We start from the raw sequence: 8,619 nt of genomic DNA, 5'->3' as shown, positions 1-8,619 counted from the left end.
GTCTTGGAGACCGCGACCAGCGTCACGGCGCCGGCTTCGCGGCCGGCCTCGCGCTCGGCGGCGGCGATCTTCGCCCTGACCGCGAAAAATTGCTGAACGGCGTCACCCATATGCAAATCCTGCTGTTTTGGCCGGCGTTTTTGTCAGACGCGATACCCATATGGTTGACGGGTTTGCCAAACCATGGTGAACACCCGGACCACATTCCCTGAACTGCCGAGCCGTCGCCCGCAGTTCGCGCATGCTTTTAAGTGAAAAACGCCCCATGGCAACCGAACGATACAATCCGCGCGCGTCAGAGCCCAAATGGCAGAAGGCCTGGGACGCCAAGAAGCTGTTCGAAGCGCACAATGACGATCCGCGCCCGAAATACTATGTGCTGGAGATGTTCCCCTATCCGTCGGGGCGCATCCATATCGGTCATACCCGCAATTACACGATGGGCGACGTGGTGGCGCGCTACAAGCGGGCCAAGGGTTTCAACGTGCTGCACCCGATGGGCTGGGACGCCTTCGGCATGCCGGCCGAAAACGCGGCGATGCAGAACAAGGTCCATCCCAAGGAATGGACCTACCAGAACATCGCCACCATGCGCGAGCAGCTCAAGGTCATGGGGCTGTCGCTGGACTGGGCGCGCGAATTCGCCACCTGTGACGTCGACTATTACCACCGCCAGCAGATCCTGTTCCTCGATTTTGTCGAGAAGGGGCTGGTGACGCGCAAATCCTCCAAGGTCAACTGGGATCCGGAGGACATGACGGTGCTCGCCAACGAGCAGGTCATCGACGGGCGCGGCTGGCGCTCGGGCGCGCTGGTCGAACAGCGCGAACTGACGCAGTGGTTCTTCAAGATCACCGATTTCGCGCAGGATCTGCTGGATTCGCTCGACGGCCTCGACGAATGGCCGGAAAAAGTGAAGCTGATGCAGCAGAACTGGATCGGCCGCTCGGAAGGCCTGCTGATCCGTTGGCCTCTGGCCGACGCCTCTGATGGCGAGCATGAGCTGGAAGTCTATACGACAAGGCCCGACACCATCTTCGGCGCTTCCTTCATGGCTGTCGCCGCCGATCATCCGTTGGCCAAGAAGGCCGCTGCGCACAATCCGGCGCTGGCGAAGTTCATCGACGATATAGGCCATATGGGCACCTCGGTGGCGGCGCTGGAGACAGCTGAGAAGAAGGGTTTCGACACCGGCCTCCGCGTCGTCCATCCGTTTGACGACAACTGGACGCTGCCGGTCTATGTCGCCAATTTCGTGCTGATGGAATACGGCACCGGCGCCATTTTCGGCTGTCCGTCCGGCGACCAGCGCGACCTCGACTTCGCCAACAAATACGGCCTGCCGGTGATTCCGGTGGTGATGCCGGAAGGCGAGAATCCGGCGACGTTCCAGATCATCGACGAAGCCTATGTCGATGACGGCGTGATGATCAATTCGCGCTTTCTCGACGGCATGAAGCCGGATCAGGCTTTCGACGAAGTCGCCAAACTGCTGGAGCAGAAGACCATCGGCAACCGGCCGATGGCCGAGCGCAAGGTGAATTTCCGCCTGCGCGACTGGGGCATTTCGCGCCAGCGCTACTGGGGCTGCCCGATCCCGATGATCCATTGCGAGGCTTGCGGCGTGGTGCCGGTGCCGAAGGTGGACCTGCCGGTGAAGCTGCCCGACGATGTCGATTTCGATCGCCCGGGCAATCCGCTCGACCGGCATCCGACATGGCGCCATGTGAAATGTCCGCAATGCGGCAGGGATGCGCGGCGCGAAACCGACACGATGGACACGTTCGTCGATTCGTCGTGGTACTTTGCCCGCTTCACCGCGCCGTGGGCGCATGAACCGACCGATCCCAAGGCGGCCAACGAATGGCTGCCGGTCGACCAGTATATTGGCGGGATCGAGCACGCGATCCTGCATCTGCTCTATTCGCGCTTCTTCACCCGCGCCATGCGCGAGGCCGGCCATGTCGATCTGGCCGAGCCGTTCAAGGGCCTGTTCACGCAAGGCATGGTGGTGCACGAAACCTATCGCGTCGGCTCGGCATCGAATGGCCGCTGGCTGGCGCCCACCGAAGTTCGGCTGGAGGACGTCGACGGCAAGCGCAGCGCCATCGACATCGCCACCGGCGAGGCCGTCACCATCGGCCCGCTGGAAAAGATGTCGAAATCGAAAAAGAACACGGTGAGCCCGGAAGACATCACCGATGGCTACGGCGCCGATACGGCGCGCTGGTTCATGCTGTCCGATTCTCCTCCCGAGCGCGATGTCGAGTGGACCGACGATGGCGCCGCCGGTGCGCATCGTTTCATCCAGCGCATCTGGCGCCTGGTGTCGACGGCCGCCGAAACACTGGCCGGCATCAAGCCCGTGGCGGCCAGCAGCGGCGAGGCCGCATTGGTTTCCAAGGCCGCGCACAAGATCCTGAAGGCGGTCGGAGAGGATATCGAGAAGCTCGCTTTCAACCGCGCCATCGCCCGCATCTACGAACTGGCCAACGCGCTGACCACGCCGCTCAACGAGGTGGCCGAAGGCAAGGCCGATGCAGCGCTGAAAGGCGCCTGTCGGCAGGCGGTGGAGATTCTCGTGCATCTGATCGCGCCGATCATGCCGCATCTGGCCGAGGAGTGCTGGGCGACGCTTGGCGGCACCGATCTCGTTGCCGAACGGCCCTGGCCGGTCTTCGATCCGGCGCTGGTCGTCGACATCGAAGTCACCTATCCGGTACAGGTCAACGGCAAGAAGCGGGGGGATTTGACAATTGCCCGCGACGCGGACCAAGGTGCGGTCGAAAAAGCGGTATTGGCTCTCGACTTCGTGCAGAAAGCACTTGAAGGTAAGGCTCCGCGCAAGGTGATCATCGTGCCGCAGAGGATCGTCAATGTCGTTGCCTGATCGGGAAAAGACAGAGTTGAACCATTTGCTGCGCCGCATTGCGCTTGCCGGCCTGATAGGTTCGCTCGCGCTTGTCTCGGCCTGCACGGTGCGGCCGCTCTATTCGAGCGCGCCACTGTCGGGTTCGCAGGCCAGTGCCAGTGCCGAACTGGCGTTGATCGGCATCAAGCCGGTCAATACGCGTTACGGCCAACAGGTGCGCAACAATCTGATTTTCGGGTTTGGACGAGGCGCCGGCGAGCCGGCCTCGCCGGTCTATTCGCTCAATCTCGGCGTGACCGAAGCGGTCGAGTCCGCGGCACTCGTGCAGGTCGGAACGGATGAAGACGAACCGACCGCCGGTTCCGTGACGCTGACCGGCAGCTATACGCTGGCCGATGCGAAGACCGGCGTGGTGATCGCATCCGGCAAGCGTTCGATCACCTCGTCCTTCGACAGGCCGCGTCAGGAATTCGCCGCATACCGGGCGCAGATCGACGCCGAGAATCGCGCTGCGCGAGAGTTGGCGGAAGCGCTGCAGCTGTCCATTGCCCAGGACCTTGTCCGGCACGGCAAGACCGGCTAGCGCACCTCATCGCTTCACGGAAACGGTCCGGCGCCCCAGGCATGATGGGGTGATCGCGGGATCATGACCAGATTCTCGAACAGAGCCAGATTCCGAACAGGGATTGTCCGAAGATACCCATCGAGCTGCTGCGGCACGGCGAGTAGATCGCGCCACCGGCGTGGATGCGGCGAGACGACGATCGTGCCGTGTCGCTCGCAGATTACCACGAAGATTTTGGTGCCCAGGATGGTCGGCGATCCATCCGGGAAGCAACTGTTAACCACTCGCTCCCTATTGCTCGGCAGACATTTCAGAGTGAGTCTTGAGAATGGAAGCCAAGCGTTTTTCCCGGGTCAATTTATCGACGGCCGCATCGCCTGATGATCCCGAGGGGAAGCGCTCCGAGAGCATCGGCGACAGGGGTGGTCAGCGAGGTTCTTCCGCGGCAGGCGACCTTGATCGTCCGGCTCGCAAGGAGCCGGGCGGCCGGCAGCCCGCCACACGCCAGGCCGGCTATTCAGCGCCGGTGGTCGATCTCGGTGGCAACAAGCGGCCCTATATGGAGCCGCGGGGTGGCTCGGACGACACGCTTTCGAAAATCGGCGATATCGAGAGCCCTGCCTGGCAGGAATATTTCTTCCTTGCACCCAACGTGCGTTTTACACGCACGCCGGACTATGAGGCCAGGAAGCATCGTCCGCAGCACGAGCGTGTTGTCGAACACGCCGCGACGCGCCCAGCAGAGCAAGCCGTTGCGCAATCCATGATCAAAGGGGCGTCCTCCGCGCCTTCGCTCCTGGCATTGCCGGCTTCGGTGAAAAGCCCTGCTTCCCAGCCGCTGGCCGGCCACGCCACGCAAGGGCCACTGCCGCCGGCTGCTGCTGCTTTTGCTGCCGCGGGGCGCGCCAGGGAGAAGGTGCCAGCCGTTGCGCCGATGCCGCCGAGGACGGTCGCTATGGCACGGGCATCCGCGCGCGCGTCCGTTGCTCCGGGCGCCAAAACGACCACTTCCGAAAGGTTGCGCTGGCCATATCTTTCGGATCATGCCTTCTTCGAGGCCATGGCACCCTATCTGGTCGACGTTTCGTCGCCGGCCCGGCAGACCAGTCCAGCGTCGCCTGCGCCGCTCGCCGTGGCGCCAGTCACCACTTCGCCGATCGATATTCGCCCAGGGACCGATGCCACCGCATTGTTTCGTGTCATCGACTGCCTTCCGGGCCAAGCCTTGAAGCCGTTGCCGGATGCTTGTCCGGCCAATTCGAACCAGGCCGTGGCCCAACCCGGCGTGCCGGCGAGCGATGCGCCGTCGCCGGTCCAGCCTGTCGCAATCCCAGCCGCCAAAAGCGACGCCGTTTCCGCGTCGGCCGCGCCAATTGTGAACGTCCCTGCCAGGGCCGTTGCCGCCCGCTCTGCGCGCTTGCCTGGGGCTGGAAAGGTCGTGCTGTCAACCGCGGGCGATCCCTATGAGCTTCCCTCGGAAGAGCTGTTGCAGCAGCCACCGGAGGGACAAGGCTTCTACATGTCGCAGGAGCGGCTCGAGCAGAACGCCGATCTGCTGGAAAGCGTGCTCGAGGACTTCGGCGTGCGTGGCGAAATCATTCATGTTCGCCCAGGCCCGGTGGTCACGCTTTATGAGTTCGAGCCGGCGCCGGGCGTCAAATCCTCGCGTGTCATCGGGCTTGCCGATGACATCGCCCGCTCCATGTCTGCGATTTCGGCGCGCGTCGCCGTCGTGCCTGGCCGCAACGTCATCGGCATCGAGCTTCCCAACGAGACCCGCGAAACCGTCTATTTCCGCGAGCTGATCGAATCGGAAGGCTTCCGCAAGACCAGCTGTAAGCTGGCGCTTTGTCTCGGCAAGACGATCGGCGGTGAGCCTGTTATCGCCGAGCTGGCGAAAATGCCGCATCTGCTGGTGGCCGGAACCACCGGCTCCGGCAAGTCGGTTGCCATCAACACCATGATCCTGTCGCTGCTCTACCGGCTGAAGCCGGAAGAATGCCGGCTGATCATGGTCGATCCCAAGATGCTCGAACTCTCCGTCTATGACGGCATCCCGCATCTTCTGACGCCCGTCGTCACGGACCCCAAAAAAGCCGTCACGGCGTTAAAATGGGCCGTGCGCGAAATGGAGGACCGTTATCGCAAGATGGCGCGGCTCGGTGTGCGCAACATCGATGGCTACAATGAGCGCGCCGCCACTGCCCGCGACAAGGGCGAGACGGTTGTCATGACCGTGCAGACCGGCTTCGAAAAAGGCACCGGCGAGCCGCTTTTCGAACAGCAGGAAATCGACCTTGCGCCGATGCCCTACATCGTCGTCATCGTCGATGAGATGGCTGACCTGATGATGGTTGCCGGCAAGGAGATCGAAGGCGCCATCCAGCGTCTGGCGCAGATGGCGCGCGCTGCCGGCATTCACCTGATCATGGCAACGCAGCGCCCCTCGGTCGACGTCATCACCGGCACGATCAAGGCCAACTTCCCGACCCGGATTTCCTTCCAGGTGACATCGAAGATCGACAGCCGCACCATCCTGGGCGAGCAAGGCGCCGAGCAGTTGCTTGGCCAGGGCGACATGCTGCACATGATGGGCGGCGGGCGCATTTCGCGCGTGCACGGGCCGTTTGTTTCCGACGCCGAGGTCGAGCATGTCGTGGCGCATCTGAAGGCGCAGGGCCGCCCAGAATATCTGGAAACCGTGACAGCCGACGAGGATGAGGAAGAAATCGAAGACGACCAGGCGGTCTTCGACAAGGGATCCGTTGCAGCCGAAGACAGCGATGCCATCTACGACGAGGCGGTCAAGGTGGTGGTGCGCGACAAGAAGTGTTCGACGTCCTACATCCAGCGGCGCCTGGGCATCGGCTACAACCGCGCCGCATCCCTGGTCGAGCGCATGGAAAAGGAAGGATTGGTCGGCGCACCCAACCATGTCGGCAAACGCGAAATCATCATGGGACGGCGCCAGCAGGCGACCGCGCCTGACGATGACAGTGCGGACTGAGCGGCGGACCCTTGGCGCCTGAAGCACATTAAAAAAGGCCGGTCACCCGGCCTTTTTCAGTTGAAAGTGGTGCGGCTTCAGCCGATCTTCTGGCCGGTCTTTGCCCAGTCGGCGAGGAACTGTTCCAGGCCCTTGTCGGTCAGCGGGTGCTTGACCAGCGCCTTCAGGGTCGCCGGGGGGGCGGTCACGACATCGGCGCCGATGAGGGCCGCCTGCTTGACGTGGTTCACGGTGCGCACCGAAGCGACGAGGATCTCAGTCTGGAAATCGTAATTGTCGTAGATCTGCCTGATCTCCTGGATCAGCTCCATGCCGTCGATGCCGATGTCGTCGACGCGGCCGACGAAGGGCGAGATGAACGAGGCACCGGCCTTGGCCGCCAGCAGCGCCTGGTTGGCCGAAAAGCACAGCGTGACGTTGACCAGGCGGTTCATCTCGGTGCGGATCGTCTTGCAGGCCTTGAGACCGTCCAGCGTCAGCGGCACCTTGATGCAGACATTGTCGGCGATCTTGGCCAGAACCTTGGCCTGCTGCATCATCTCGGAATATTCAGTGGCGGTGACTTCAGCCGAGACCGGACCCTTGACGATGTCGCAAATCTCTTTGGTGACGTCGGCGATCTTGCCGCCGGATTTGAGGATCAGCGACGGATTGGTGGTGACGCCGTCGAGCAGCCCCAGATCGTTCAGCTCACGGATATCCTTGACGTCGGCGGTGTCGACAAAAAATTTCATGGCGGGTCTCCTGAAGATTTTCATGTGCATGTCATGCACATTCGGGGTCGGCCTTTGATCTAGACCAAAGTCAGGGCAAGGTCACGCCTCATGATCGAAGATTCGCCCTTTGTCGCAGCCGCACCGGTGCTGGTGCCGATGCCCGCCGAACGCCCCTACACCTATGCCGTGCCGGCCGGCATGCGCGTGGTGCCGGGCTCGATCGTGCGCGTGCCGCTCGGGCCGCGGCAGGTCGCCGGCATCGTCTGGGACGGCGCGGTCGAGAAGGTCGACGCGAAAAAGCTGCGCCCCATCGAACAGGTCTTCGACTGCCCGCCGATCGACCGAGCGATGCGCCGTTTCGTCGACTGGGTGGCGCAGTACACGCTGTCGCCTCCGGGCATGGTGGCGCGCATGCTGCTCAGGGCGCCGGAGGCTTTCGACCCCGAACCGTGGATCGAAGGGCTGCAGCGCACGCTTCTCGCACCCGACCGGATGACGGGCGCCAGGCAGCGTGTGCTGGAGACGGCCGAAGGCGGCCTTGCCTGGACGCGCTCCGGCCTCGCTCACGCCGCCGGCGTGTCGTCGACGGTGATCGACGGGCTGAGGGCGCAAGGCGTGTTCGAGACCGTGATGATCCCGCCGCGCCCGGTCGTGGCCGCGCCCGATCCCGGCTACACCATTCCTGAACTGATGCCGGACCAGAGCGACGCGGCGCAGATGCTGCGCGCCAATGTCGCAGCCGGCGTGTTCAACGTCGCGCTGCTCGACGGCGTCACCGGATCCGGTAAGACCGAGGTCTATTTCGAGGCGGTGGCGGCTGCGCTCGACCAGGGCAGGCAGGTGCTGATCCTGCTGCCGGAAATCGCGCTGACGCATGCCTTTCTCGAGCGCTTCCAGCAGCGCTTCGGCGCCAAGCCGGGCGAATGGCATTCCGACCTGCCGCCGCGGATGCGCGAGCGGGTTTGGCGGCAAGTGGCGGAGGGCGGTGTGCGGGTCGTCGCCGGCGCGCGCTCGGCGCTGTTCCTGCCGTTCAAGGAGCTCGGCCTGATCGTCGTCGACGAGGAGCACGACCCTGCCTACAAGCAGGAGGACCGCGTCTTCTACAATGCGCGTGATATGGCCGTGGTGCGCGGCCATATCGGCAGCTTTCCGGTGGTGCTGGCGTCGGCGACGCCGTCGGTCGAAAGCCGGGTCAACGCCAGCCAGGGCCGCTACAACAGGGCCGTGCTCTCAGCTCGCTTCGCCGAGGCGGCACTTCCGCATCTGAAGGCGGTCGACATGCGGCGCGCACCGCCGGCGCGCGGTGGCTTCCTGTCGCCGGTGCTGCTCGACCAGATGCGCCAGACGCTGGAGAGGCAGGAGCAGTCGCTGCTGTTCCTCAACCGGCGCGGCTATGCGCCGCTGACGCTGTGCCGGGTCTGCGGCCACCGCTTCGGCTGCCCGGTCTGCTCGGCCTGGC

General features: G+C 63.7%; 5 protein-coding genes. 4 read left to right on the top strand and 1 reads right to left on the bottom strand.

Translation table 11 applies throughout. The annotated features are described in order from the left end of the window. The first annotated feature begins 265 nt into the window (after nucleotides 1-265). From leuS to EN750_RS09035, 3 genes are all read left to right on the top strand, one after another. Nucleotides 266-2,890 carry a leucine--tRNA ligase gene (gene leuS / locus EN750_RS09045; protein WP_127396212.1) on the top strand — a complete coding sequence of 875 codons (2,625 nt, stop codon included), beginning with the start codon at nucleotides 266-268 and terminating at the stop codon, nucleotides 2,888-2,890. Then, complete coding sequence (gene lptE / locus EN750_RS09040) at nucleotides 2,877-3,455, top strand: LPS assembly lipoprotein LptE (RefSeq protein WP_127269446.1); 579 nt, start codon at nucleotides 2,877-2,879, stop codon at nucleotides 3,453-3,455. Before leuS ends, lptE begins: the two co-directional genes overlap by 14 nt. A 310-nt stretch (nucleotides 3,456-3,765) precedes the next feature. Continuing rightward, complete coding sequence (locus tag EN750_RS09035; RefSeq protein ID WP_127396211.1) at nucleotides 3,766-6,444, top strand: DNA translocase FtsK; 2,679 nt, start codon at nucleotides 3,766-3,768, stop codon at nucleotides 6,442-6,444. A 77-nt stretch (nucleotides 6,445-6,521) separates the two neighbouring features. Here EN750_RS09035 and fsa read toward each other — a convergent pair whose 3' ends face one another. Further along, nucleotides 6,522-7,178, bottom strand: a complete 657-nt coding sequence (gene fsa, locus EN750_RS09030; RefSeq protein ID WP_127270489.1) for a fructose-6-phosphate aldolase — start codon at nucleotides 7,176-7,178, stop codon at nucleotides 6,522-6,524. A gap of 90 nt (nucleotides 7,179-7,268) precedes the next feature. On the opposite strand from fsa, the gene priA reads away from it, so the two are divergent. Next, nucleotides 7,269-8,619 (top strand): primosomal protein N' (priA, locus tag EN750_RS09025; protein ID WP_127396210.1); only part of this gene is annotated, 1,351 nt, incomplete at its 3' end.

This window comes from Mesorhizobium sp. M7A.F.Ca.ET.027.03.2.1, from assembly GCF_003999175.1.
GTDB lineage: Bacteria > Pseudomonadota > Alphaproteobacteria > Rhizobiales > Rhizobiaceae > Mesorhizobium.
The sequence above is the reverse complement of the archived record's forward strand: the minus strand, read 5'-3'. Positions and strand labels throughout refer to the sequence as shown.